The following is a 24760-nucleotide window of genomic DNA, read 5'->3' as shown; positions in this document are numbered from 1 at the left end:
GGCAGGGCGAATGGCGGGAAACCGGCTCATGCCCGCATTTCCCTACCCGGACTGCTGGGCCGCAGCAAAATCCGGCCTTTGCGGCCCTGCCCGCGGCGGCCACTGCGCCCGCGCCCGACCCGGCGCGCTGCGAGGCGTTGCCCTCATTCCCGGCCCCGCTCCGGGTCTGATTCGCTCCTCCGCGTCGCCAGTGAGATGCTGGCAAAAGTGATCGCCGCGAAGGCGGACTTGCTGCGCAGCGAACGCGACGTTCGACGGCTGCGTGAAGCCCGGTGAAACGATCCCGTAAAGCGCCCAATTTCCCCCGCAAAATCCTTGTAAAACTTGGAAAAATGGCTGGGAACCCCTATATCTTGATTATAATCGGGTGCGCGATTCGAGGGGCTTCGCGCGTACCTGTCCCGCGACAGAGAGACGAAAGCACTTCATGAGCGATACGACCGAGAACCAGGCCGGTGCGCAGCCTGAATATGGTGCCGATTCCATCAAGGTCCTCAAGGGCCTGGACGCGGTGCGCAAGCGGCCCGGCATGTATATTGGCGACACCGACGACGGCTCGGGCCTGCACCACATGGTGTATGAAGTGGTCGACAACGCCATCGACGAGGCGCTGGCGGGCCACGCCACGCTCGTCACCGTCACGCTCAATCCCGACGGGTCCTGCACGGTGACCGACAACGGCCGCGGCATTCCGACCGACCTGCACCCTTCCGAAGGCGTCTCGGCGGCGGAAGTCATCATGACGCAGCTGCACGCCGGCGGTAAGTTCGACCAGAACTCCTACAAGGTCTCGGGCGGCCTGCACGGCGTCGGCGTGTCGGTGGTCAACGCGCTGTCGATCTGGCTGAAGCTGAAGATCCGCCGCGGTGGCAAGATCCACGAGATGAAGTTCACTCATGGCGTGGCCGATGCGCCGCTGGCCGTTACCGGCGATGCGGGCACTGAAACCGGAACGGAAGTGTCGTTCCTGCCCTCGCCCGAAACCTTCACCATGGTCCAGTTCGACTTTTCGACGCTGGAACACCGGCTGCGCGAGCTCGCCTTCCTGAACTCCGGCGTCCGCATCATGCTGACCGACAAGCGACACGCCGATGTGAAGAGCCAGGAACTGCTCTACCAGGGCGGGCTCGAAGCCTTCGTGAAGTATCTCGACCGCGCCAAGAAGCCGCTGATCCCCTCGCCCATCGCCATCCGCGCCGAGCGCGACGGCATCACGGTGGAAGTGGCCATGTGGTGGAACGACAGCTATCACGAGAACGTGCTGTGCTTCACCAACAACATCCCGCAGCGCGACGGCGGCACCCATCTGGCCGGCTTCCGCGGCGCGCTGACCCGCCAGGTGACCAGCTATGCCGAGACCTCCGGCATCTCCAAGAAGGAAAAGGTCTCGATCACGGGCGATGACAGCCGTGAGGGCCTGACGGCGGTGCTTTCGGTCAAGGTGCCGGACCCGAAATTCTCCTCGCAGACCAAGGACAAGCTGGTTTCCTCCGAGGTGCGGCCGGTGGTCGAAAGCCTGGTCAACGAGGCGCTCGGCACCTGGTTCGAGGAGCATCCTTCGGAAGCGAAGATCCTCATCGCCAAGGTGGTTGAAGCTGCCGCCGCGCGCGAGGCCGCCCGCAAGGCGCGCGAGCTGACGCGTCGCAAGGGCGTGCTCGACATCACCTCGCTGCCCGGCAAGCTCGCCGACTGCCAGGAGCGCGACCCGGCCAAGTCCGAACTCTTCATCGTCGAAGGTGACTCGGCAGGCGGCTCGGCCAAGGGCGGGCGCTCGCGCCAGAACCAGGCGATCCTGCCGCTGCGCGGCAAGATCCTCAATGTGGAGCGCGCCCGCTTCGACCGCATGCTGTCGTCCGACATGATCGGCACGCTGATCACGGCGCTGGGCACCTCCATCGGCAAGGACGAGTTCAACGCCGACAAGCTGCGCTACCACAAGATCATCATCATGACCGACGCCGACGTCGACGGCGCCCACATCCGCACGCTGCTGCTCACCTTCTTCTTCAGGCAGATGCCGGAGCTGATCGAGCGCGGCCACCTCTATATCGCGCAGCCGCCGCTCTATAAGGTCTCGCGTGGCAAGAGCTCGCAATATCTCAAGAACGAGACCGCCTTGGAGGAATTCCTCATCGGCACCGGGCTTGAGGAGGCTTCGCTGACGCTCGGCTCCGGCGAAGTGCGCGCCGGCCAGGACCTGCGCGCCGTGGTGGACGATGCGCTTGCCGTGCGCGGGCTGCTCAATGGCTTGCACACGCGCTATTCGCGCAGCATCGTGGAACAGGCGGCGATCGCCGGCGCGCTCGATCCGGCCATCCTCGACGATCTCGGCCGGGCAAACGAAATGGCCGAGACCATCGCCACTCTTCTGGACGCCATCGCGGAAGACACCGAGCGCGGCTGGCATGGCCGCACCGCGACCTCTAACGAGGGCCCCGGCGGCTACATCCTCGAGCGTACCGTGCGCGGCGTGAAGGAATCCGCCTTTCTCGACATGGGGCTGCTGCATTCGGCCGACGCGCGCGCGCTCGACCGCTTTGCCGGCCGCCTCGGAGAGGTCTACGGCACCGTGCCGGTGCTGCGCCGCAAGGAGACTTCCGAGGCGATCTCGGGGCCGATGGCGCTGCTCGACACCATCTTCGCCACCGGCCGCAAGGGCCTGACCATGCAGCGCTACAAGGGCCTTGGCGAGATGAACGCCGAGCAGCTTTGGGAGACCACGCTGGACCCGAACGTGCGCTCGCTGCTGCAGGTCAAGATCTCCGACGCGACCGACGCCGACGCCCTGTTCGCACGGCTGATGGGCGACGAGGTGGAGCCACGCCGCGAGTTCATCCAGGACAACGCGCTGTCGGTGGCAAACCTGGACGTGTAACCCACCTGCCCGTGCACATTCTCACAATAAACGGGAAACACACCGCAAAAAGGCGAAAATATTGTCGCCGTGGTCAGTCTCACTGGCGACGCAATTCAAAATCACCAGATAGCAGAGGGGCATTGACGCCCCTCTGTCGGACAAGGCTCCTCCTCCATTCGCCCACCAGGACTTCTGCAGCAGGCGTATCTTTTGGATGATGAAAGAACGGTACAGCCGGGGACGGCGATGATGGTGCAAACGAGGACGGGTCGCCGCTTGGTGTAGAGCCGCCCCCACAAGTCACCTCGGGCTCCCGACGAACGCTGCGGCCTCTGGCGCGCCCTGTGCAACGGCGAGACCACACGTCCCGCTCATTCCAGCATGAGCCAGCGCGTTTCTCGTGCAGTTGCAGTATTTTTGCAAAGTGGCCGATAGAACGTACAGCCAACGTTTCGATTTACGTCATTTCCTGGCAGCGGGCTGCTGAACCCCAGGCCTTTCTGGAATTCTAAACCCTGGGCCAAGACCCTGTTCAGGGGGCAAGAACGTTATCCCAGCATCCTCTAATGCCCCTTGGACTTTCTCAATTGAGCGGGTCCCGACGTTCTCCGCGGTAAGTTCAATTTTTGTCAGAGTGGGTCTGCTCACGCGTGAACGAGCGGCCAGTTCCTCGTGGCTCATTTTCAGCGCAATCCGAGCGGCGCGCAGCAATTCTCTCGTGTAGATGGCCGACATTTTTTCAGGAAACCGGCGGTCCTTGGGCAAAGTCAAGGATTTGCTATCCCGTCGATATTTTTTAGCATTACGCTAAAATTATTGGACATAATGCTAAGAATCGTAGAATTGGGGTCCTGCACTGGCCCCCCCGGCAATCCCTGGTCACGGCTGCAAAGGATTCGAAAGTGATTCGATACGGAATTTTTGACCCTGATAATCAGGCTTCGGAAATCGCGGAGTTGGCTGCACGACTTATCGCGGCTCCTTCGCTCTGCGCCACGATTTGGAAAGCCGAGGCGACCGATTCCCTCATGGCCTCCGCTGCTCAACTAATCCGACAGGTCTGAAATGATGCTCCGATTTGGCCCGAATATCGAAATCGCCTCCGACGATAACCTTCGGAAATTGCTGCGCTTCCAATATTTGGTGGACGATCTCGAAAAGCTGGCCCGAGGAAAATGGCCGAATATTCACGAAAACCCGGGAGCGCCAATTCTCGAAGAATGGCGTCTGGGTGTGCGGACGGTGCCTTGTCTCGAAGGGCTGGTGACAGGCCACCCCAAGATACCTGGTGCTCGACGTGAAATTACCACGTCCGAAATAATCGCATTTTCACCGCAGCTTGGCTGGGCGCGGACGCTTTCTCGTTGGTATCGGCTCGCACCGCGTGACCAAGAAATACGCAGTGTTTCTGATGACCAGCGCCGATAATGGCCATGCCGTGTATAAACGGCTTTATTCGCATTCTCTCAAACGGCTGTGGCACGCGAAAACCGGGGAAGCAGTTATCGCAGCACTCGATCGCGAAATGCTGGTTTCGAGCACGTTTTCGCATGATGGTTTGTCAGGTGCCGTGTTTCAGCCCGGTCCGGCGGCCGCAGGAAAGACAGAACCTGAAATTCGGCGCGTTCTTGGGAACCCAGCCAAAAATAGCGCTAACCGGACCGGCAATTTTGTCGTCGAGGATGGCGAATACCTCATTCAGGAGGACAGATATCCGCTGACGAAATTCTCCGGTGGCAAGTCTGCAATCAGCAAAAAACAAACAAGCGAAAAGCCACAAACCCACCTCGGTATTGTCCCGCAATTGATGTCGCGGGCGGATCTGTTGCGGCTGGTCCGGCAGTGCGCCGCCCCACCAGACGCAGCTGAGCTGGTCACCCTGCTGCTGGTTGCCAAGGCGGTCGCACGCGAAAACGCGGCTTTGGCCGATGTGCTCGCCATTCTCAGGCGACCGCGCCCGATCATCTCGATCACGTGTCCGGTCAAGGGCTTTGAGGAGCAGTTCGTCGCATTGCTCGACCGCGGCTTCATTCTGACTGGCGCGGTGGTGCGCTCGAACGGCTACGAATCCTTTGATCGCGGCGAATTGAAAGCAAACCTCAACGGCAAGAACCAGCGGCGCATCACCTGCTTCCAGGGAAACGACTGTGCGCCTGCCCATCTCGACTCCTGGACGATGAAGGCGGCGGTTCGCAACCGCCCAATCCTGTGTGTCGGCGAGTCCGCCGGTGTGTTGCCGCCCAAATTCGTCATCGCCGCCGACTTGCGCCTGAACTGCGGTCCGCTCACGCCCGAGCTGCTGCGCGACACGATCACGGCTATCCTCGGCGATCTGCCCGATGACGCGCTGGCCGCGGTCGACTGCTCAGGCCTCGACCTGGTTGACGTGGCCGTGGCCATGCGACCGGGAAACACCCCGCGCCGGGCGGCAACGCTGCTGAAGGAGCTCGCCGCGGACAAGCAGAACGATCACGCGCAATCCGGGTCCGCCGATCGGCGGACCGCGTCCGGGAAGAAAGACAAGCGCGGCGAAGCTGTTGGCTCTGGCAGCGAAAAGTTCATGCCAGAACCGATGACCGAGCCGACTCAGCACAGCCGCGTCCCGAGCATAGAGACCCTATCAGGATACGGAGACGCCGCCGTCTGGGCGACGAACCTGAAAAGCGATCTGGAAGACTGGCGGGCCGAAGACCTGAGTTGGAACGAGCTGCCCTCAAAGATCCTGCTGTCGGGGCCGCCGGGAACGGGGAAGACCTTCTTTGCCCGCGCGCTGTGCAACTCGCTGCAACTGCCGTTGTTTTGCACGTCGGTGAGCACGTGGCTGCGGCCGGGTCATCTCGGCGATGTCATCAGCCGCATGAACAAGGCCTTCGAGGAAGCCCAATCATCCGGTCCCGCCATCCTGTTCATTGACGAAATCGACGGCATCGGAGCCCGGCTAGACCCCAGCCGGGACCATGCAGATTATTGGAATGCGCTCGTCAACACACTCCTGGAGATCCTTGATGGCGTCACAAGCCTGAACGGCGTCATTGTGGTCGGGGCGACCAACCGACCCGCGCACATCGATCCAGCGCTCCTGCGAGCCGGACGGTTGATGCCTCACATCGAGGTCGGTCTGCCCGACACCGCCGCGCTGACGGGCATCCTTCGCCATCATCTCGGTGACGATCTCGACGCCGTGGTGACCAGCGCGCCAGGGCTGCCGAGTGAGAGCCCTTGACCAAAGGCGCGGCCGAGCGGCGCAGCAAGACAGACCAGCGAGACGCGAAGAGAGACAATAATCATGGCAATCGACCCGACTGACAGGACATCAAGCATCACAGACCAGGTCCTGCGCAAACTCGCGCGCCAGACGACGGGCATGAGCGGGGCCGAGATCGCCTCGCTCGTCAACGAGGCGCGCCGAACAGCGCGTCGCGAGAAGCGGAACATCACCATGGCCGACATCGATGAGGCGTTGCTGCAGCGAAAGCCACCAAAGTCGGATGACCTAAAGTTTCTTCTTGCCCATCACGAGGCAGGGCACGCGGTCGCGCAGATCCATTTGGACGTGGGATCGATCAATCTGCTCACCATCAATGGCGCGAACGGAGCTGCATACGTAGCCGGGTCCCTCGAAGACTTCCAAGATGTCCTAACTGAGGAAGCGCTTACCTGTTTGCTCATCATCAAGCTCGCCGGGCGCGCGGCCGAGGAAGAGTTATGCGGGGTTACATCCACGGCCGCGGGAGGAGCCTACGACAGTGACCTCGCGCAAGCCACCCGCCTGGCCTGCGACCTGGAGATGACACTCGGTTTCGGGGCCGAGCACCCCCTGCTGTATCGCAAGGTTGACGACCCGCATGCAGTGCTGGCCCTCAACCCGACGCTCGCAGAGCCAGTCCATCGGCGTGTCAAACGTGCTTCCGAGCACGCACGCATCCTCGTCCTCTGGCAGCGAAGGGCAATCGAGTATCTGGCGGACCGCCTTCTGGAGGAGGAGACGTTGGAGGGCGAGACGCTGGAAGCAGCCATCCAGGAGGTCAGAAACTGCATCGCAGACAATCCTGTGCCAGCGCGTGGTCAGCGTTAGCGACCCACGCCACTTAAGAATCCCGACGCGGTTGGAAATGAAAACAATCCTGAATTTACCCTCGGATTTGATAACATTTGCGACTTAAGGCTCCCTCGGGGATCCTTATGCGAGTCAGGTGTGGCAGCGTTCATCGGTTCCGGGTGACGTTGCCCCCAGAATTTATCCAGTTTTGAGTTCGTTCCGGCGTTGGTTTTATCCTGCTGGGCGTGGGAAGCGGCGGGAGTTGGCGCAGAGCGCCCTGGCCATTGTCTGAAAGCCGACATTGGGTCTGTGATCGTTAAGTTGGCCAATCTGCGTGGGATGGAGACGGTCGGTCTCCAGCCGAGTGAGGGCAAAAGCGTGGTCTATCGTGGGTAAGGGGGGCGGATAGGCGATGAAGTGCTCGGGCCATTCTGTGTGCCGCCACCCACCTGATCGAGGATATCGCCTCATAGCTATTGTAATTCTCGCGTTAATGCTAATTGTTTTGCGGGGGAAAGATCATTGGCTGGCAAAATCTGCATCAGACGTCTTCTGATAATGCGGTTTCGTGGACTCGAAGACCTGAAATGGAATCCCGACCCTGGAATGAATGTCATTCTGGGCGGTGGCGACTGCGGCAAGACAACCATACTTGAAGCGATTGGACTGCTGTTCAGCCCCTCAAACTCGAATGCACTGGTCGAGTCCGACTTTCATGACAGGGACTACGACAGGGGCTTTGAGATCGAAGCCGTCGTCAGTGTTTCCGATGGTGCCGTCTTTTCAGCAGGCGGCAAAATTTACTGGCCATGGAAGTGGGATGGTGAAGACGCTGTCCAGCCAGACGCGGACGATCAGTCGGACCCCGTGACAGAGCATTTTTTCAGGGTGTCTGTTACTGCGACACCCGACTTTGACCTTGCATGGGAAATCATTCAGCCGGACGGCACCAGAGAGTCGTTCCCTGTTTCACTGCGAAGACAGATCGGTCTGGTCCGTCTTGGGGCAGAAGACAAAAGTGACCGTGACCTGCGGCTGGTCTTTGGATCTGCGCTCGACCGGCTGATATCGGACGACAGTCTGCGGGCAAGGATATCCAGTGAAATCGCCAAAATTTCCCTGCATGACCAGGTGGGGGCTGAAGGTAAAGCTGCCCTCAAGACGCTTGACCAGAATCTTGACGAGGCCGCACTTCCTTCGGACCTCTCCATCGGTCTGACCGGCAGTCAGGGTGTCACCATTGGTTCCCTTGTGGGACTCTTTGCAAAACGCAGGGCGGTTTCCCTGCCCCTTACCAGCTGGGGCACGGGCACACGCCGCATGGTGGCAATGCACGTTGCTGCCGCCCAGAAGGACGAGGCCAGCCTCATAACGATTGATGAAATCGAACGCGGACTTGAGCCTTACCGCCTCAGGCAGTTCATCTCGTCGCTGGAAAAATCACCGATGCAGGCCTTCGTAACCACCCATAGCCCGGTGGCTATCGCCGCTGCCCTGAAAGCGCAGCTCTGGTTCCTGGACCTCGAAGGCCATATTGGCAGGCTAGACAGGGACAAAATCAAAAGCCAGCAGGAACGTGATCCGGAAACGTTTCTTGCCAGACTTCCGGTGCTCACCGAAGGCGAGACCGAGCAGGGACTTGTGCAGGAACTTCTGCGCATCGCGTTCGCAGGAAATCCACTGGATGCAGGAACGCGCGTCTGTCTGGCACAGGGCAATCAGCAGCTCCGCAATCTTCTCAAGCAACTGGTGGGCGCAGGGCTGAAAGTGGCTGCCTTCGCGGATGATGAAGGTGATAGCGGCCAGACCTGGACTGATCTGAAAACGAAAATGAATGATTGCCTGTTTCGCTGGGCTTCAGGCTGCACCGAAGAATATATCCTCGCACTAATGCCGGATGACTACCTTGAAAACCTGTTCAGGGATGCTGACGGCGACCCGGAGCCTTACCGTCTGAAAAGCGTTCAGGATCGACTTGGGGCCACGGATAAATCCTTCGCGACTTTAACTGCGACTGCGACCGCCAAGGGTGTAGGTCTGAAGCAGATCATTATCGAGGCTGCGACTGGAAACTGTGACGGGACCGATGACAAAGCCATTGCGAAGGAATGGAAAAAACATGCCCGCACCTGGTTCAAAAAGGCTGATGGAAGTGGTGGCAGGGAGCTCCTACAACATCTGAAAGCGACCAACACCTGGTCTGCTGTCGAGCCGACCCTTCGCCCCTTCGTCAATGCGGTCCTGCGAGCCTCCGGCAAGCCTGAGCTTTCCGTCATTGATCTGCCATGACCGATGAAGAAGTTGCCGCACTCCTTCGATCAGATGCAGCCCTTGTCGTCATCGAGGCCCCAGCCGGATGCGGCAAGACCTACCAGGCGGCGCAGTATGCCGCTTATGCAGGGCGTCATCTGAAGCAGGGTAAGGTCCTTATCCTCACCCATACCCATGCGGCCTGTTCGGTAGTGGCCAAGGCCACACGGGACTGTCGTCGCAGCGTCAACATCCGGACGCTGGATTCCCTGATCCATCAGGTCGCGACCGCCTACCACCTTGCGCTGTCGCTTCCTTCGGATGTTTCTCAATGGATACGGGAGAATTCGCACGAAAAACTCGCCGAAAAGGTAGCAGATTTCCTTGATGCAAATCCGTCCATCTGTCTCTGGATTGCCATGAACTACCCGGTAGTCATCTGTGACGAACATCAGGACGCCAGCATCCATCAGGACAGGATCGTTCACTGCCTTGGAAACAGCGGGGCTGCTCTGCGGATATTCGGCGATCCGATGCAGTGTATCCCTGGCGGGCGAACGCAGGATGCCGTGGAAGCAGAAGTCCGTAAACGCTGGGACGACCTGAAAACACTTGCAGGCGCAAATTTCGGCGAACTTGAAACGCCGCACCGCTGGGCAAAAACAAATCCCGCACTGGGGGACTGGATTCTTCAGGCAAGAGACGACCTGAAAAATGGGCGGCCCGTAACTCTGCCAGATCCGCTGCCAAGGGGCTTGCGGATCATCCGCGCGGAAAATGATGCTGTGCGTGGTCAGCCATATCAGCTTGCTCCACAGAATTGGACCCAGATTGATGGCTTAGTCGACGCGCCGCAGCCTGCTTTCTTCCTGGCGAAGGCAGCCGACATCGTGGATGCCCTTCGTCGATCTTTCAGGCGGCGGATTGCTATCTGGGAAGGTCTGGGGCGCGACGAGCTTGACAGGCTCGTCGTAAGCGCGACGTCTGATTCTGCTACAGCTGTCACCGTTACGCAGGCGTTAGTTGACTTTGTTCAGACCGTGATTTCACGATTTTCCAACAGCGCGTACGCCAATAGGCTTGCTGCGGAAGTTCAAAACCCTACAGCTAGCCCACGAGGCGATATTCCGCCCCATCTCAAATCCATGGCGCTGCTGTTACGCAACTCACCAGACTGTAAAGGATGCTCCGCTGCGGCAGCGTATCTGCGGGATCTGATCCGCAATCGCTCAAAAGGCTTCACCGATCTGCAAATAGACTATCCCTCACAACTGGCAGACCTTATCCGTCTTGGCGAATTCGATGATCCTGCGGCAGGCCTTCTGGAACTCTCTCAGCGTCGTGCAAGAGCCTACCCATCGCCACCAGCAAAATCCCTGAGCACGATACACAAGGCGAAGGGCCTTGAAGCGCACAGAGTGAGCCTGTTCGCGCTTGATGGCGTTGAGTTTACGGAACGGCAAACAAGGCGAAATCTGCTTTATGTCGCCCTAAGCCGGGCAACATCGGAAGTGGTCCTTGTGGTGTCCGATCGGAATCCAACGCCCCTGATCGTAATCCCGTAACAGACCTCTGCTCAGATGGCACTATGCCGGTGGCGGAAGGACAGTTAGCCACGCGGATCAGTCTGACCATCTTCTGATCCTTCCACAGCCTGAAAGTGAATAACTACGGCGGGAGCATCAAGCAGGCCAACCAGTCTCACGCCGTTGGACGGTCGCACGGTAGCGCAGTTTGCCGGATGCGATATCAGTCGGACTTCATCTTTCTGTCCGGTTTCAAGCCCTGAAACGAGCGCGAGGATGTAATCACTGCCACGTTCCCTCGCTCGTTCATATTCATTGGCGCTTCCTCCGGACCCACCGGAGCCAGGTGCTGAGGAATGAAGCTTCTTCTTTGGCCTAGAAACGGGACCGGGATCGGGTTTCTGCGACCCTGAATGGACCGTTGCGCCAAGTACAGACCCGACAGCCTGCTTCAGCGTGCGCGGCTCTACGGGGGCTGTTCGGCTCTTAGGCGCGGAAACCGATATCTTTCCAAGCGGGCTCGCGTTTATGGAGTCCGCAGCTTCCTGCATGGCCTCGCTTATTGTAAACCCTTGTGCCTTTCGGCTCACTTATCCTCAATCGAATCGGCCGAATGCAGCAAGTACTTGGAAAACGCCGAATACGCTTCCGTCAAAACCTGAAAGGCTCTAGGTCGGCGGCCATTCGGCTCCGTTCGTCGGCAGGTGGATGGACCGTTTCGGCGCGGCGATGGTCATGACCGTCGGCTCCGCCATCTCCGCCCTGACCCTGTTGCTCTGAGGGCGACGACGGAACGGCCGCTTCTCAACAACATGATCCCTTCTCGGCCCCGTTGGGGTCATTGTAGAACTCGCGACCGGAAGTCGGCATCGAACCGCGATTGGCCGCCCCACTTCTGGCGACATCAGAGAGCGTAAATTGCTTTCGCCAGACACCTGTCATCCTCGCCGCATCACGCAGCGGGTCATTAGAGGCCGACATTACCAGGATTTTGATGCGTTTTCTTCAGTGCCGACCGACGCGGATGACGCGCTTGCCGAAGTTTTCGCCTTTGAGAAGACCGATGAAAGCTTCCGGTGCGTTTTCCAGACCATCGATGATCTCTTCGCGATATTTGATCTTGCCGCTTGCGACCCAGCCGCCCATTTCTTCGGCGAACTCAGGGTAAAGATGGCCGAATGTGTCAAAGATGATGAAGCCCTGGATCCTGATTTTCTTGCGCAGGATTTGGCCCATCAGCCAGTTCATCCGGTCCGGTCCCGCGGGTAGTTCGGTTGCGTTGTATTGCGAAACCAGCCCGCACACAGGCACGCGCGCATATGAATTCAGAAGCGGAAGCACCGCGTCCAGCACCTTGCCGCCGACATTCTCGAAATAGATGTCGATGCCGTTGGGGCTGGCCTCGGCGAGTTGCTCTGCAAAATCGGGGGCCTTGTGGTCGATGCAGGCATCAAACCCCAACTCGTTCACGGCATAGGCACATTTGTCGGGCCCGCCCGCAATGCCGATTACACGACAATCCAAGAGCTTGCCGATCTGCCCAACTGTCGCGCCGACCGGGCCGGTTGCCGCGGCCACGGCAATTGTCTCACCAGGCTTGGGCGCACCGATCTGCTTCAGGCCTGCCCAGGCCGTGAAGCCAGGCATGCCCAGGATGCCAAGCGCCCAGGAGGGGTGTTCAGGCGACTGGCCCAGGTTGGTCACCCCCTTGCCATCCGAAAGAGCATAGTCTTGCCAGCCATTGAAGCTGAGTACCCAATCGCCTGGCGCAAAGCGCTCGACATGCGAGGTAACAACGCGGGCGACCGTACCACCAACCATCACACCGCCGATTTCGACGGGGGCGGCGTAAGACGGCGCATCGCTCATCCGACCCCGCATGTAGGGATCAAGCGAGAGGTATTCGGTGCGCAACAGCATCTGTCCTGCAGAAGGCACGGGAATGGGGCTCTCGACCAACCTCAGCGTATTTGCGTCAGGCTCGCCCTTCGGACGTTGGGCCAATATCAGCTGGCGATTGGTTTTGTCGGTTTGTGGCATGGGTCTCTGCTTTCAAAGGGCGGTTTGACGAACGCAGCAGGTATCGGTTGAAGAACAGGCAGGCTTTTATTCGCCATCATCGCTTTCGGAATATGACCGATAGATTGTTCGCAGGCATCTCGTGGATATCTGGAGCACCGAAGCCATGCAAAATAGCGCAGCGGGCGACATCCTCCACATTGCGCAAGCCCCATTCCGGGTTGCACGAACGCAACTGCCTGTCGAACGCTTCGTTGCTCGGTGACGTCGCCACACCGCTCTGCCGATATGGGCCGTAAAGAAAAAGGACGCCACCTTGGCCAAGAATGGTTTCCGCCCCCAAAATAAGCCCCTCAGCGGCAGACCACGGCGCGATGTGAATCATGTTGAGGCAAACTACGGCCTGCGCGGCCCCTGCCTGCCATGGCAGCTCCGTCACGTCGAGGCGTAGCGGAGATCGAATATTCGGCAGCGTCTCCACCGCCATCCACTGCCTAATCCATTGGAGGGACGACTCGTCGCGTTCACTGGGCTGCCATATGAGGCCCGGCATCTCACGGGCAAAATGAACGACATGCTGCCCTGTTCCGCTGCCGACCTCGAGCACGGTGCCATGATCGGGCAGCACGCGTTTCAGGATGTCGGCGATAGAGCCCTTGTTGCGTTCAGCCGACGGGCTGACAGGGCGTGTATCAGGAGAAACGTGGAGTTCTTCGTTTCGCAAATCGCTTCCCTGCCTCTGCTATGCCCCGAAGAGTATCTGCGCCAAGAAACCGAGCCGTCCGTGACGACGAAATCCGCGAGGATCAGGACGGCGGCAGTGCCTTGGACCGTGATCGCCCGGATGGTGTCGGCTTCACCCGGATGCGCATTGCCCCCCCTTCGGGATGGTCGATTTCGAACTCGTTCGTCTTTCGCACGAGGTCACTCAATTTGCGTGAGCCGAAGGTGCGCGGATCGAAATCAGAGACGAGGTTGGCAAGCTGATTGCCTACCGCGCCGAGCGGTACCCATCCGTCTTCGCTCTCCATCTGAGCAATGACTCGTTTGATGATAGCTGCCGCTGCGCTCGGTGGCTGGAGAGGTGGGCTGGGCTGAGCCGCATCATTCGCGTTTGCGGAAGCGGTGGGCAGCAGGTTCTCCGTATAAACGAAGCGACGGCATGCCTGCCGGAAACTCTCCGGGGTCTTTTGCTCGCCGAAGCCATACACATCAACGCCCTGTTCGCGAATACGGGCTGCGAGCCGGGTGAAGTCGCTGTCGGACGAGACGAGGCAAAACCCGTCGAACCGACCGCTATGCAGCAGGTCCATTGCATCGATTACCAAGGTAATGTCGGCGGCGTTCTTGCCCGTCGTGTAGGCGAACTGCTGTTGCGGAATGATGGCGTGTTTCGACAAAATATCCGCCCAGCTCTTCGAGCGGGCGCTGGAGAAATCTCCATAGATGCGCCTTACGCTGGCTTCGCCGATCTTGGCGATCTCCTCGAACAGCCCATCGGCGATCTTTGCCGAGGCATTGTCGGCATCGATGAGGACGGCCAGGCGTCGGGATCGTTGTTCATTTGGCATGGACGGCTTTCTTTCATGTGGTCCGCAAGGATTGCCACCACATCATGATCGTCGCGTCGTTGGCGGACAGGAACGTTGTCCGGGGTGCAAGCGCGCGCCAGGCATCGCGGTGCTTTGCCGACACGGTGGTGAGAACGGGTTTGCCTGCGGCAAAGGCGGCCTGGAACGCTGGAGCCAATCCTTCTCCCGTGGCTTCCAGCTTGCCGAATTTGCTGAGCACGACGACATCACTCGAAGCCACCTGGTCGAGGAGCGACGCGCAAGCATTTTCGACACCCACCGCATCGAGATGGCACGATGTTCCCTCCGGCGACGTCTCCAGAAAAATGGGGTAGAGGTCGCCGGAAACGATGTCACGCAGAACACCCGCGATCAGGCAGACCATGAGCCTCACTGATGACGCCGACGGCCTTGATGCCTGCGACACGCCATTTGGCGACGACGGATCCGAACAATTGCTGGATGGCCGCGCCATCGTCTCCCACGACGGTGGCGATTTTCGCCGATGATATCGTCGCCGTTTTCTGCTGCATCTGATGGCCTCGCATAAGGCTGGAGACGATCTCCGTCGGCATGATGTCTTCGCCGCCGCTAACGGTTGCGGCGGCACCTTCTCGATCATCGTCAGTCCATTCGCCGCTTACGCCGTTTGGCCAAATGACATGGCGTGCGCCGCAGCAACAATGGACCATATCCGCTGATGATGAGACCGTCGAGGATCAGCCCGGACGTTCTGATTAATGGAAGCTTCGGTGCCCCCGATCTGGCGACAAGTCCGATGTGCGCGAACGGCATGAAGTTGTTGATCTACGCCCGTGACAACACGCGGAAATACCCAAAGCTAACCGCCTGCACCGCCAGAGCCAGCTCCTCTTCAAGCGCCGCGTTGGCCACACGGAGCGCCCTCACCGCTTGCCTCTGATTTCGATCGGCGGCCTTGAGAAATTCGACCGCGCCCTAGCTTCTCGTCGCTGACTCGACTCGTCCTCCCGCCTTTGCTTTGATGGGCTGGGGTTTGGGAGGGGAACCATGAAATTTCAACTATCAGCCGTCTTATCGGTGGCTGCTTTGCTTTGCGGTTGCGCGAAAGCACCTGACAGTATCTCGGCATCCTACATTAGTGACGTTGGCTATCGATCCTGGTCGTGCGAGAACCTTAAGGCAGAGGCAACGCGCTTGTCGGCCGCCTACACTGTTGCGGCCAAGCAGCAGGAAAACGCACGAACCAACGATGTTGTCGGCGTCATTCTCATAGGACTCCCAGTTTCTTCGCTTTCCGGTGACAACATTGCTCCCGAGATTGCTAGACTAAAGGGGGAGCAGGAGGCCGTCCGGAAGGCTACAATGGCTAAGAACTGTGGTTGAGCAAAATATTGGATCCGCGGGTGGTCTGGCGCTACAAGCCCGCCGTCTAGGTCCGGGGCCGATCGTATAGCCTCTGGCCGCTGCTTGTCGGTCAGCGCCACTTCTGGTTACCTGCCAACGTTTTCAGCTCTGGGGGATCAATGAAAGCTATTCTAGTTCTGCTTGCCAGCGTGGCGTTCACATCTTCCGCTTTCGCCCATGGCGGCGGCTGCCGAAAGGACTCGCCTCCGGGTCAGTGCTGTCACATGGACAAGAAGACTGGTACGGTTCACTGCCACTAAATGGCTACGCTCCGGGAGCGCTCTAATCGTGATCGCGAGCGTCCGGCTCGCGGGCAGCGTCGTTTGTGCCGAGCCCATACTCGGCCGCGCTTCCGTCATCGACGGGGACACCATCGAAATCCACGACCAGCGCGTCCGTTTCAACGGCATCGCAAGCCTTACCGCATGTCAGACCGCAGTACTGAGTCCAGCAAGCACTTGGGAGGGGGATGTTGAAATATTTCAAAACCATTGCCTGGACGACGGTCACCCTGGCTTTTTTACTCGGGGCGTGGGACTGGACTGTATCGAACGGCAAAAGTGCTATAGCGGATATCGCTCGGAAAAAGGGCTACTGCGAGGATGATGCCTGCGATAGAGGCATCGCCGACGTGGAACGCACTATCAGTGAGCGGACCCAAACGAACCCGATGCTCATCCAATGGTGCTTCGGCGTCGACGAGTGGGCAGCGGCCAATGTCCGTCGCGGTGCGTTGATCAGATCGATCCTCGTCGATCTCATGTACTGGCCGTGTGGAACTCTGCGAGGCGAACGCTGACGCCCACAGAATTTGCAAGGCGACACTAAGCTATGAGATCGAGGGGAAGCTTGGACACCGTATCGCTGCCCTGCTGGCGGCGGAACGCCCTTGAATAGCCTGTCTCTATGAACCAAGTTGCAGGGCCGGACCTTCTTCATACCGAATCCTGATCAGGTCGTTGTCACTCTGCTACCTTCAAACCATTAGCACGGGCACCTCTGCGAGCCTCGTTGTGTATCGGGGCGACCGCATCTCGGCCTTCGTTTCGAACGCCCGCTGGAAACCCTCAGAGCCGACGACAAGCTTCTTCTTGCCGAAGCGATCATTGACCGCATCGAGTGCAGCCATGAGCTTGGCATCCCTTGGCTGCTGGAATTCGAACAGCGGCTGCGGGGCTTCGTCTTCCTTGATCAGGTCGTCCAGAATGACGCCCGCCTTGGTGTAAGCGTAGCCATTTCCGCATCGATCACCCTTCCAACCTCGCTGGATACAGAGGCCGGCGGCCTGGACGAGGTCGAAAGTGTTGTTCGTCATCGGCTTCAGGTGCATCGTTCTCGATGCCGAATGCTGCGGAGCGGATCTCGAAAATGGGCTCGTGTGGAAGAAGCCGGTGATCTGGCCCGCGACCAGCCCGTGCTGTCTCAGCTTCTGCGCCGCCCGCGACGCATGTGCCGTCATAGCCTGCATCACGGTGTCGAAATCTCGCATCGGCTCCCCTGCAGAACGGGTGACGGCCATCCCCTTTCGCTGGGGCGCGACGTCTTCCATCTCGAGACAACGAACGCCCTGCAGCTCGGCGACAATGCGCTCGAGCACCACCGTGCCCAACTTTCTGGCAAGGGGAATCGGCATGTCACGAAGCTGGGCGACAGTCCTGATACCGATGTTCAGCAGTTTGGCCTCGGTTGCACCACCGACGCCCCAAACTTCGCCGACCGCTATCCTCTCCATGCACCAGGTGGCCGATCGTTGATCGGTAAAATCGCAGACCCCGCCGAACACCGGGTTCTTTTTCGCAGCGAAATTGGCCAGCTTGGCCAGCGTTTTTGTCGGCGCAATGCCCACGCAGGTCGGGATGCCTGTCAGTTCACGGACCGTCGTCCGCATTTCTGAAGCCTGCTTCAGAGAGCGATCTCCAAATCCACCGAGGTCCACGAACGTCTCATCGATGGAATAGACTTCGTATGATGGCGAAAACTGGCCAACCGCGTCGACGACCCGACGGCTCATATCGCCATACAGCGTATAGTTTGACGACAGCAGCCGAATCCCGTGGTCTCGGACTTTGTCGCGGAATTGAAACAATGGCTGAGCCATCTTGACGCCAAGGACCTTGGCTTCTTCAGAGCGAGCGACCGCGCAGCCGTCATTGTTCGACAGCACGACCACGGGTATGCCCACGAGCTTCGGATCGAACACCCGTTCGCAGCTGACGTAGAAATTGTTGCAGTCGATGAGCGCGATTGGACCGGGCATCGGGTTGTCGCCCTTGCGTCAATCGACGGGGTATCGCCGAACGACACCAGCAACGACACCCCAGATTTCAGTGTTCTCCGTCACCAATATTGGCGTGAATTCCCTCCCTTGTGATTTTGGATCAAGCCAATAGCGTCCTTCCCTTTTTGCCAGCTTCTTAACCGTCACTGCGCCGTCGACAATAGCCAGGACAATGCGGCCGACACGTTTCTTGCCCGCACGATCGACTGCGATCAGGTCACCGTCGTGGATGCCCTCGTCTACCAGACTGTCGCCAGCAACTCGCCACCAGAACGTCGCCGACGGGTGCCGTACCAGCCAGCCAATGGGATCGATTTCCTCCTCAAGGTCGTCGCCCGCAGGAGATGGAAATCCTGCCGGCACGAGGGTGACCGACAATGGCATTGTCGCGCCTCTTGAGGAAACGGAAACAGGAACGAAGGGTTTGGTGACTGCTGCTGACATGGCGTGAGAACATACCGCGAACACGGGTCAGCCTCAATCGGGAGAAAGGAATATTTTCTTGTGAGTGCGATGATACATCGGACAAGCTGGCTGGTTCGAGAACTCCCACTGCTTCGGAGGTCGCGGGCGGCGGTTTTGACTTTAGCCCGATACCAGACGTTCCCACCGGCGCATCAGCGATTGGTCCGAAAATCTGCCGGCCGCTTTCGAAACAGAACAGATCTGGCTGAAGCGGACATTCGTCAAACGTCACCTTCGGACGTTGGCATCGTCACCAACATCGCTTCAAAGCGGACGTTCGTTTTGTGAAACAAAATACAGGAATTCTGCTTCATACCCGATCACGGACTTGTGATCAAAAAAAAGAGCAAATAAGCCGCCTTCGAAGGGTTCAGAGCTGCCCCGAAGATAAATACTTCAGGCAAGGGCGGCCTGAAAGAACCCAGAAAGACCATAATAATCAAATGATATCAATAATTTATATTACTATAGCTATTTGTTATACGGCGTTGGCGATCCATTATTTCATGACCTAATCGCTCGATCCCTTCCGGAAAAAATTTCGGAAGGGATCACCATGTACCAGCCGGAAAGCTGTCCAACGGTCGGGGAGTAGCTCACCGTTTTAGTCAGCGCGTAAGATCAGAAGCCGGCGCCGGAAATTAAGGGTGCCGCGTCGCTGTGCCTGCGCCATTCCCATGGCAGGGCGAACGATCCGGCCCACATGCCACGCTTGCCGCCCCTGGCCGCCTCCTGCGCGGAAGCGTAAGCGCCATTGCTGTATTCGGGCCAGTCAAGCGCATGTCCCTGCTTGACCATCCATTCTGCGATGTCGACGCCACCTGCAGTGCAGACGGCAACAACGCGGCGATAACGATCGCGATCGACTTCGATGCACGTCGTCGGCTGACGGCCCTCAAGGAAGCCAGCTAGCGCGAATGATGCCTTCTGTCCGCAGCGGTACTTCTTGCCCTGGGCGTCGAGGCAAAGCTGCTTGCTCTCGGGAGCGTCGATGCCGTTGAAACGGATACGCTGGCCGTGGATTTCGATGGTGTCCCCGTCGATGACGGAAGCGCGGCCGAGTATGGGCTCGGCACAAGCGACGCTGGCACCCAGCCCGACGCCCGCAATCACGACTAGAGTGCTACAACGTTGGAGGAGCGCAGCCATTTAGTGGCAGTGAACCGTGCCAGCCTTCTTATCCATGTGACAGCACTGACCCGGAGGCGAGTCCTTTCGGCAGCCGCCGCCATGGGCGAAAGCGGAAGACGTGAACGCCACGCCGGCAAGCAGAATTATAATAGCTTTCATTGATCCCCCCAGAGCTGAAAACGTTGGCAGGTAACCATAAATGGCGCTCACCGACAAGCAGCGGCCCCATTCCAGGCGGCCTCAATCCCGTCAGTCTACCAAAGCTCTTCTGTGACAAACGCTGGTGTGGCCCGAATGGAATCCAGCAACAGGCGCTACTGCGGCCTCCATCTCATGGTCGGCAGCCGTCGCCATCCGCACGCGGCGGTGGTGAATCACAAGACATCGCAAACCGCGAGAACACGGCAGGGCCGACCACGACACGCTGATCCAGCGCGAGGGAGGCTATAGGTCGGCTTGGACCTAGACAGCCGATCGGTAGCACCAGACCACCGGTGGAACCATTAGCTACAGCTCACCCACAGTTCTTAGCCATTGTAGCCTTCCGGACGGCTTCCTGCTCCCCCTTTAGTCTTGCAATCTCGGGCGCAATGTTGTCACCGGAAGCGAAGAAACTGGGAGCCCTACGAGGATGACGCCGACAACATCGTTGGTTCGTGCGTTTTCCTGCTGCTTGGCCGCAACAGTGTAGGCGGCCGACGTTGCCTCTACCGTAAGGTTTTTGCACGACGTCTGGGGTCAGGTTCATTTGTCTGTCCTTCAGATTGCGAAATGAGCGAAGTTAATCGATTCCTAACGCTGGCCTCTATGCTGTTCTAGCGACACAGGTGGCGATCAACGTACCTCTTGCTGCCGCTTGCTGTGAAATAGTAGCAGCCGCCGCGAGGTCCGATGATGTAGCGGATGGATTGTGATCTACGAACGGGCTTCCTCGCTTGCGGGCCGCCAGGAGGCGTCACGAGCGCTGCTGAGCTTGAGATTGCCGCGTTTCGCTCCGGTCTTTGTTTGGCAAGGTAGTCGCCGCGTATCCAGCCGCTGTGGTTATCGTAGACAACCAGATGCCATTGTCCTTCGGCGCGCGATGATCTGACTTCAGATCCTTTCGGGACAGTTAAAATTGCCGCTGAATTCGTCGATGGTCCTGATCGAAGCCGAACGGCAGTAGTTGTAAAGAGTGTCACGGCTGCAGGTGCCATTGCTTTCGGTGCTATCGACACGATTGGAAAAGGAGCTAAAGGCTGGTTGGGTGGCTTGTCCGTCGATACGAAATCTACACCCTCTGACCGGTGCGGTGCGGATTGTCCGCTGCACCATGCGACGCCGAATATGATCGCGGCTACGGTGAGGACAATTGAAAGGCCCGATACTGGCCATTTCTCTTCTACACCGGGCGAGAGAGCATCAATGTCTGGAGTTGGACGGACATCCGCGCTCTTCCGTACCGGAGCAAGCGTCTCACTATAGTATAGCCCGGTCCCGGGTATCCCGGCGCTTACACGCTTCTTGCCAGTCGAGCTAATCGTGTAACCAAGACCGCGAGGACCGATGCGGACGCTCGTGCTCTTGGTGCTGAAATTAACACGAATGCCCGGCGCAATCCTTATTGATCGCCGGAAGCGTAACCCCATGCCAAAGCCCTCCCATCGGCAGCATGGGCGAATGGCTCAGAGGAGTCGAGTCTGCGGTGTGACCCCCAGTTCGCAGATATCCCTCTCAGTCAACTTGTAGAAAGATTTTAACCTCACAGGGCAGCCCCACACGTGATAGTGAACCTGTATCCGGGCAAATCTAACGCGCAGGAGCATTATCTATCGGATGTCAGCGTCCGCGATGTCACAAGCACCTGAGTTACGGCGACGAAGCGGCAGCACGTATCGGCCGGACAACCGGAACAATTTGGACCACGCTCCTTGAGGAACCCGGTACCGGGAGGTCTAAAATCTTGCCATCGGCGTGATAATCCCGAAGCTGGGGCTCGGCACTCGACGGTTTACCGAAGCCGAGAACCGTGTGCGTCGTCCGCGACGCCATCGAGTTCGGCTGCCGCCATATCGATACCACTCGGGCTTATGTAATGAGCACGGCGTTGGTGAAGGCCTGCGCGACAGCGGCGCTTTTTGGCATCATCATCGCAAGGTTTTGGAAAGCGACTGGGATTCCAAGAAGAACGTCCGTGTTCTTTCCTACTCACGACGCGGATCATGGGAAGCGGAACTCGCGGGGCGACGGTGACGCCGCTACTGCGTTGTCCCGACCACTTGTTCAGAACGCCTGCGGATACGTATCTCGATGCGTCGGCGCTCCCGCACGTCGCCCGACTGCGCGCCGTCACTGAGGTGGTCGCCGGGCACGATCAGCTGCGCTCCTGAAAGCGGCAGGATGGTTGCCGCCGCGAGGCGCGGGTCGTCTTTTAGCAGTTGTGTCACAGCTATCGCGCGGGCGAGTCCGAGCCCTGCGTTGTCCGCGGGGCGCAAGCCGGTTGCCCCCATGCGTCCGGCGACTACGCCGGCGATTTCCCGGTCAAGGTTCGAGGTACGGCCCTCCGCAAGATTCTGCTCGTCGGTGTGGCCAATGACTTCCACTATATCGACTTTATATTCCGCGAGGTAGCGGGCGATGCGAACGACGATGTCCTCGCTCAGCTGGCGACGGAAGTCGCTGGTAAGCTCCGCGCTACCCACCGCGAAAAAATAGCCGCCTGCCTCACTCAAATTGATAATTGGAGGCCATTCATGTGGGCGACCTTCTTGTTCGCCTTTCGACAACGACGCCGATAGCAGGGCTTCCGGTGCAGTATGGTCGACGTACCCATGAGCCTTGAGGACCTTCAGCGTTGAAGCCAGTTTCATCGCTTCCGAGTGGGTCAGCCCGGCAGATTCCACCGCCGCTGCAAGGTCTTTTGCGAGAGTGAGCTCCTGCCAATCGTCATCAACGCCGCTCGACGCCACAATTTCCGGGGGTAGCGCTGCAATGGTCTGCTCAAGTCGCGCATTCGTCTCGACCAGTTGAACCAGCTGTAGCTCAAGCCGCAAGCGTTCATTGCGCGCCACCTCTATGTCCCGGCGTGCCGCGTCGAGCTCGTCTTGGATTGATGAAAGCGACGCCCTAGCCTCGTCTGTCGCTTTTCGTTCCGCTGCAAGCGCAGCGGCAGCAACCAGCAGCAGGCAGAACACAAGGAGCAGGAACGTCTCCGCCATACACTTGGACCAACCCCGAAACGAACCTGAAGACAATGATACCGGGCGGCTGGGTGAGCGAGACAATGCCGGGGCCGGACGGCGGCACTCTCTATGCATTCACGAATCTCCAGACTGGTGTGGTCGCGATCTTTGCCGTTGAAACCTCGACGCAGCACACACTGGTTTCCTATGCGGATGCGCTGGAAGTCTCGCTCTCGAAAACCATGAATTTTGAGGAGTGGTCACGATACGATTTGCCCGAGGTCTGGCAGCGAAATGCCACGATGAAGGAAGGAAACCATCCAGCGGCCCTTCTTCTTCGGAAGATTGATCAAAGCTTCTGGCGGGTCGTTTATGTCGACCAACTCGGAAAGGGGCGCAAGGTCGAAAACCCCGCTTTGACGCGGGCGCTGTTTGCCACTGTGGGGGTGAAGTGATGGCTGACGGGTCCCTAAGCATTAAATCCGTCCCCCGTCGAGACTAGCCGTCTGTTTCGCGAAGAAAGGGGAGGAAATGGCTTGGATTGCAGCGGCGATCTTCGGGGTCGCAGTCGAAAAGGGATGCTGTTCGCTGTGGGCAACCAAGCGAAGCGGCGTCACATATGGCAGTTGCTGGGCGTGCTGCGCGTCGACCCGCCAACGGATGCCGAGTTGGCGCAGGCCCGGTTTTTCTAGAGGCCGGGCACGGAGCGCGTGCGCTTAGCCGGTCGATCGGCTCCATGAGGTTGTAGGAGCGAAGCGATGTGATGGCGAAACCGGTCAGGCCGGAAACAGGGACAACCCGTCGAATGTCGGAGGCTTCATAGCCTGCAAAGCAGATTGGGACCTTGTTCGCCGACCCCATCAGGGCCAGCAGTCTCCAATGGCTGCATCAACAGGCCGGACAGAAGACTGCACCCGACCAACGCGCCAGAACACCGAAATACCTCTTGCAATGCGGGGGCCATCCACAGAAGACATTCAACGATCGCGGCGTTGACCTTGAAACTAGGAGGCGACCTATCCTTTGATGCCATACCAGGGTCGATGCCGCGCTTCCGGAACACACGTCATTGCGAGACGCCTCGTCCGGACGTTTTCGATCAAGGAGGGGCGCGCAGACCCACCTTGAGATCGAAGTTGGGCCTCAGTTCGAACTGCCAGAGCGGAAGCGCCTTTCCCCGGTAGCCTTCGGGGATTTCGAGACTGAACATGTCGGGATCGTGCTTCACGTCTAAGCCGGGTTCCCGCCGCAGAGCATTGAACGCCAACACCAAGAAGGGGCGTAAGGCCGATCTCACTCAGCGCCTTACACGTAGGTGACTCTGTTTCTCCGACCTCAGGGATTTTCCGGCACGCCACTCGATGTCCTGCTCTTGCGGTCGAGCGAAGCCAATTCGCTGAATGGGGCCCCTCACCTCATTAGGCTTTTGGGGCTCGCCCACGACTGCCGGAGCGTGCGGCGGGACCTTTTCGTGCTCCAGCGCGCGCTTGGCCTGGAAACCGATTCGGAAAGTCAACTAGAGCACTCGGCACGGTGGCGGGATCCCAGTACCGGATTGATCCCGTACTGCGGAATGGCTCTTCCCTCAACTGTACTTGGCCGTCCTCTTGGCCGCGTCTGTCCATCCTGTCTCGCTGAGGGCGAGGACTTTCGTTGGGCTTGGGACATCAAGACAGTGGTTGCCTGCGAACTTCACGGATGCTTCTTGCGAGACCGTTGCCCTTCGTGCGGACTGTCCCTGAATTGGGATCGTCCGCGACTCGACGAATGTCGCTGCGGGTCCAGTTACCGAAAGGACACGGATCCTGCACCTCGATCTGCCGTCGAACTATCGGCGGCGTTGGTGGGGTACGGGAGTGGCCGGAACCATGCACTGAGACTTTCCGATGCGGCGCAGCTCCTTTGGTTTGCCGCGGTACGACACCAGGGAAGCTTGCGCCCGGGGGCCACAATCGAGCGCCCTGACGTGCCGACGACGTGGACACTCATTGCGCCAGTCGCAAGTCTCCTCGACGACTGGCCACAGGGATTTGCGGAGTGGATTCGGTCGAGCCATAAGGCCGATGCCCTATCCAGC

General features: G+C 59.1%; 18 protein-coding genes. 8 read left to right on the top strand and 10 right to left on the bottom strand.

Annotation, left to right across the window (positions count from 1 at the left end):
* Window positions 1-427 precede the first annotated feature (427 nt).
* The 6 genes from gyrB to ABLE86_RS04900 all read left to right on the top strand — a co-directional run bounded on the left by gyrB (window position 428) and on the right by ABLE86_RS04900 (window position 10711).
* Entirely contained in the window at window positions 428-2875 is a 2448-nt protein-coding gene (gene gyrB, locus ABLE86_RS04925; RefSeq protein ID WP_348777821.1) for a DNA topoisomerase (ATP-hydrolyzing) subunit B, read from the top strand.
* Between the two features lie 1047 nt (window positions 2876-3922).
* Window positions 3923-4285 carry a DUF6634 family protein gene (locus ABLE86_RS04920; RefSeq protein ID WP_348777820.1) on the top strand — a complete coding sequence of 121 codons (363 nt, stop codon included), beginning with the start codon at window positions 3923-3925 and terminating at the stop codon, window positions 4283-4285.
* Window positions 4242-6080, top strand: coding sequence for an ATP-binding protein (locus ABLE86_RS04915; RefSeq protein WP_348777819.1), 1839 nt, complete (start codon window positions 4242-4244; stop codon window positions 6078-6080). The genes ABLE86_RS04920 and ABLE86_RS04915 overlap by 44 nt, the downstream gene beginning before the upstream one ends.
* Before the next feature lie 63 nt (window positions 6081-6143).
* Window positions 6144-6932, top strand: a complete 789-nt coding sequence (locus ABLE86_RS04910; RefSeq protein ID WP_348777818.1) for an ATP-dependent Zn protease — start codon at window positions 6144-6146, stop codon at window positions 6930-6932.
* Between the two features lie 486 nt (window positions 6933-7418).
* Window positions 7419-9185, top strand: coding sequence for an AAA family ATPase (locus ABLE86_RS04905; RefSeq protein ID WP_348777817.1), 1767 nt, complete (start codon window positions 7419-7421; stop codon window positions 9183-9185).
* The gene (locus tag ABLE86_RS04900) at window positions 9182-10711 is read left to right on the top strand and encodes an ATP-dependent helicase (protein WP_348777816.1); all 1530 of its coding nucleotides are present in this window, start codon (window positions 9182-9184) and stop codon (window positions 10709-10711) included. Before ABLE86_RS04905 ends, ABLE86_RS04900 begins: the two co-directional genes overlap by 4 nt.
* A gap of 966 nt (window positions 10712-11677) precedes the next feature.
* On the opposite strand, the gene ABLE86_RS04895 is transcribed toward ABLE86_RS04900, so the two are convergent.
* The 5 genes from ABLE86_RS04895 to ABLE86_RS04875 form a co-directional block, all read right to left on the bottom strand.
* Window positions 11678-12712 carry an NADP-dependent oxidoreductase gene (locus ABLE86_RS04895; protein WP_348777815.1) on the bottom strand — a complete coding sequence of 345 codons (1035 nt, stop codon included), beginning with the start codon at window positions 12710-12712 and terminating at the stop codon, window positions 11678-11680.
* A gap of 76 nt (window positions 12713-12788) precedes the next feature.
* Window positions 12789-13415: a DUF938 domain-containing protein gene (locus tag ABLE86_RS04890; protein ID WP_348777814.1), complete on the bottom strand. Its 627-nt coding sequence runs from the start codon at window positions 13413-13415 to the stop codon at window positions 12789-12791.
* An 82-nt stretch (window positions 13416-13497) separates the two neighbouring features.
* Complete coding sequence (locus tag ABLE86_RS04885; RefSeq protein ID WP_348777813.1) at window positions 13498-14262, bottom strand: NYN domain-containing protein; 765 nt, start codon at window positions 14260-14262, stop codon at window positions 13498-13500.
* Window positions 14263-14275: 13 nt separating this feature from the next.
* The gene (locus ABLE86_RS04880; RefSeq protein ID WP_348777812.1) at window positions 14276-14647 is read right to left on the bottom strand and encodes a DUF2478 domain-containing protein; all 372 of its coding nucleotides are present in this window, start codon (window positions 14645-14647) and stop codon (window positions 14276-14278) included.
* Complete coding sequence (locus tag ABLE86_RS04875) at window positions 14616-14837, bottom strand: hypothetical protein (protein WP_348777811.1); 222 nt, start codon at window positions 14835-14837, stop codon at window positions 14616-14618. Before ABLE86_RS04875 ends, ABLE86_RS04880 begins: the two co-directional genes overlap by 32 nt.
* A 1280-nt stretch (window positions 14838-16117) precedes the next feature.
* Here ABLE86_RS04875 and ABLE86_RS04870 point away from each other — a divergent pair.
* Window positions 16118-16447, top strand: a complete 330-nt coding sequence (locus ABLE86_RS04870) for a hypothetical protein (RefSeq protein ID WP_348777810.1) — start codon at window positions 16118-16120, stop codon at window positions 16445-16447.
* A 177-nt stretch (window positions 16448-16624) separates the two neighbouring features.
* On the opposite strand, the gene ABLE86_RS04865 is transcribed toward ABLE86_RS04870, so the two are convergent.
* The 4 genes from ABLE86_RS04865 to ABLE86_RS04850 form a co-directional block, all read right to left on the bottom strand.
* A complete protein-coding gene (locus ABLE86_RS04865; protein ID WP_348777809.1) occupies window positions 16625-17905 on the bottom strand; it encodes a Y-family DNA polymerase in 1281 nt (426 codons plus the stop codon).
* Between the two features lie 18 nt (window positions 17906-17923).
* Window positions 17924-18310 carry a S24 family peptidase gene (locus tag ABLE86_RS04860; protein ID WP_348777808.1) on the bottom strand — a complete coding sequence of 129 codons (387 nt, stop codon included), beginning with the start codon at window positions 18308-18310 and terminating at the stop codon, window positions 17924-17926.
* A 702-nt stretch (window positions 18311-19012) separates the two neighbouring features.
* A complete protein-coding gene (locus ABLE86_RS04855) occupies window positions 19013-19540 on the bottom strand; it encodes a thermonuclease family protein (protein ID WP_348777807.1) in 528 nt (175 codons plus the stop codon).
* A gap of 2219 nt (window positions 19541-21759) precedes the next feature.
* Complete coding sequence (locus tag ABLE86_RS04850) at window positions 21760-22719, bottom strand: hypothetical protein (protein WP_348777806.1); 960 nt, start codon at window positions 22717-22719, stop codon at window positions 21760-21762.
* 53 nt (window positions 22720-22772) lie between these two features.
* Here ABLE86_RS04850 and ABLE86_RS04845 point away from each other — a divergent pair, with 53 nt between their 5' ends.
* Window positions 22773-23138: a hypothetical protein gene (locus tag ABLE86_RS04845; RefSeq protein WP_348777805.1), complete on the top strand. Its 366-nt coding sequence runs from the start codon at window positions 22773-22775 to the stop codon at window positions 23136-23138.
* A 644-nt stretch (window positions 23139-23782) separates the two neighbouring features.
* On the opposite strand, the gene ABLE86_RS04840 is transcribed toward ABLE86_RS04845, so the two are convergent.
* Window positions 23783-23911, bottom strand: a complete 129-nt coding sequence (locus tag ABLE86_RS04840; RefSeq protein WP_348777804.1) for a hypothetical protein — start codon at window positions 23909-23911, stop codon at window positions 23783-23785.
* Window positions 23912-24760: the final 849 nt, after the last annotated feature.

This window comes from Mesorhizobium sp. KR2-14 (assembly GCF_040049255.1).
Classification (GTDB): Bacteria; Pseudomonadota; Alphaproteobacteria; order Rhizobiales; family Rhizobiaceae; genus Pseudaminobacter.
Note: the sequence above shows the minus strand (reverse complement) of the source record. Positions and strands in the feature narration are given on the sequence as shown.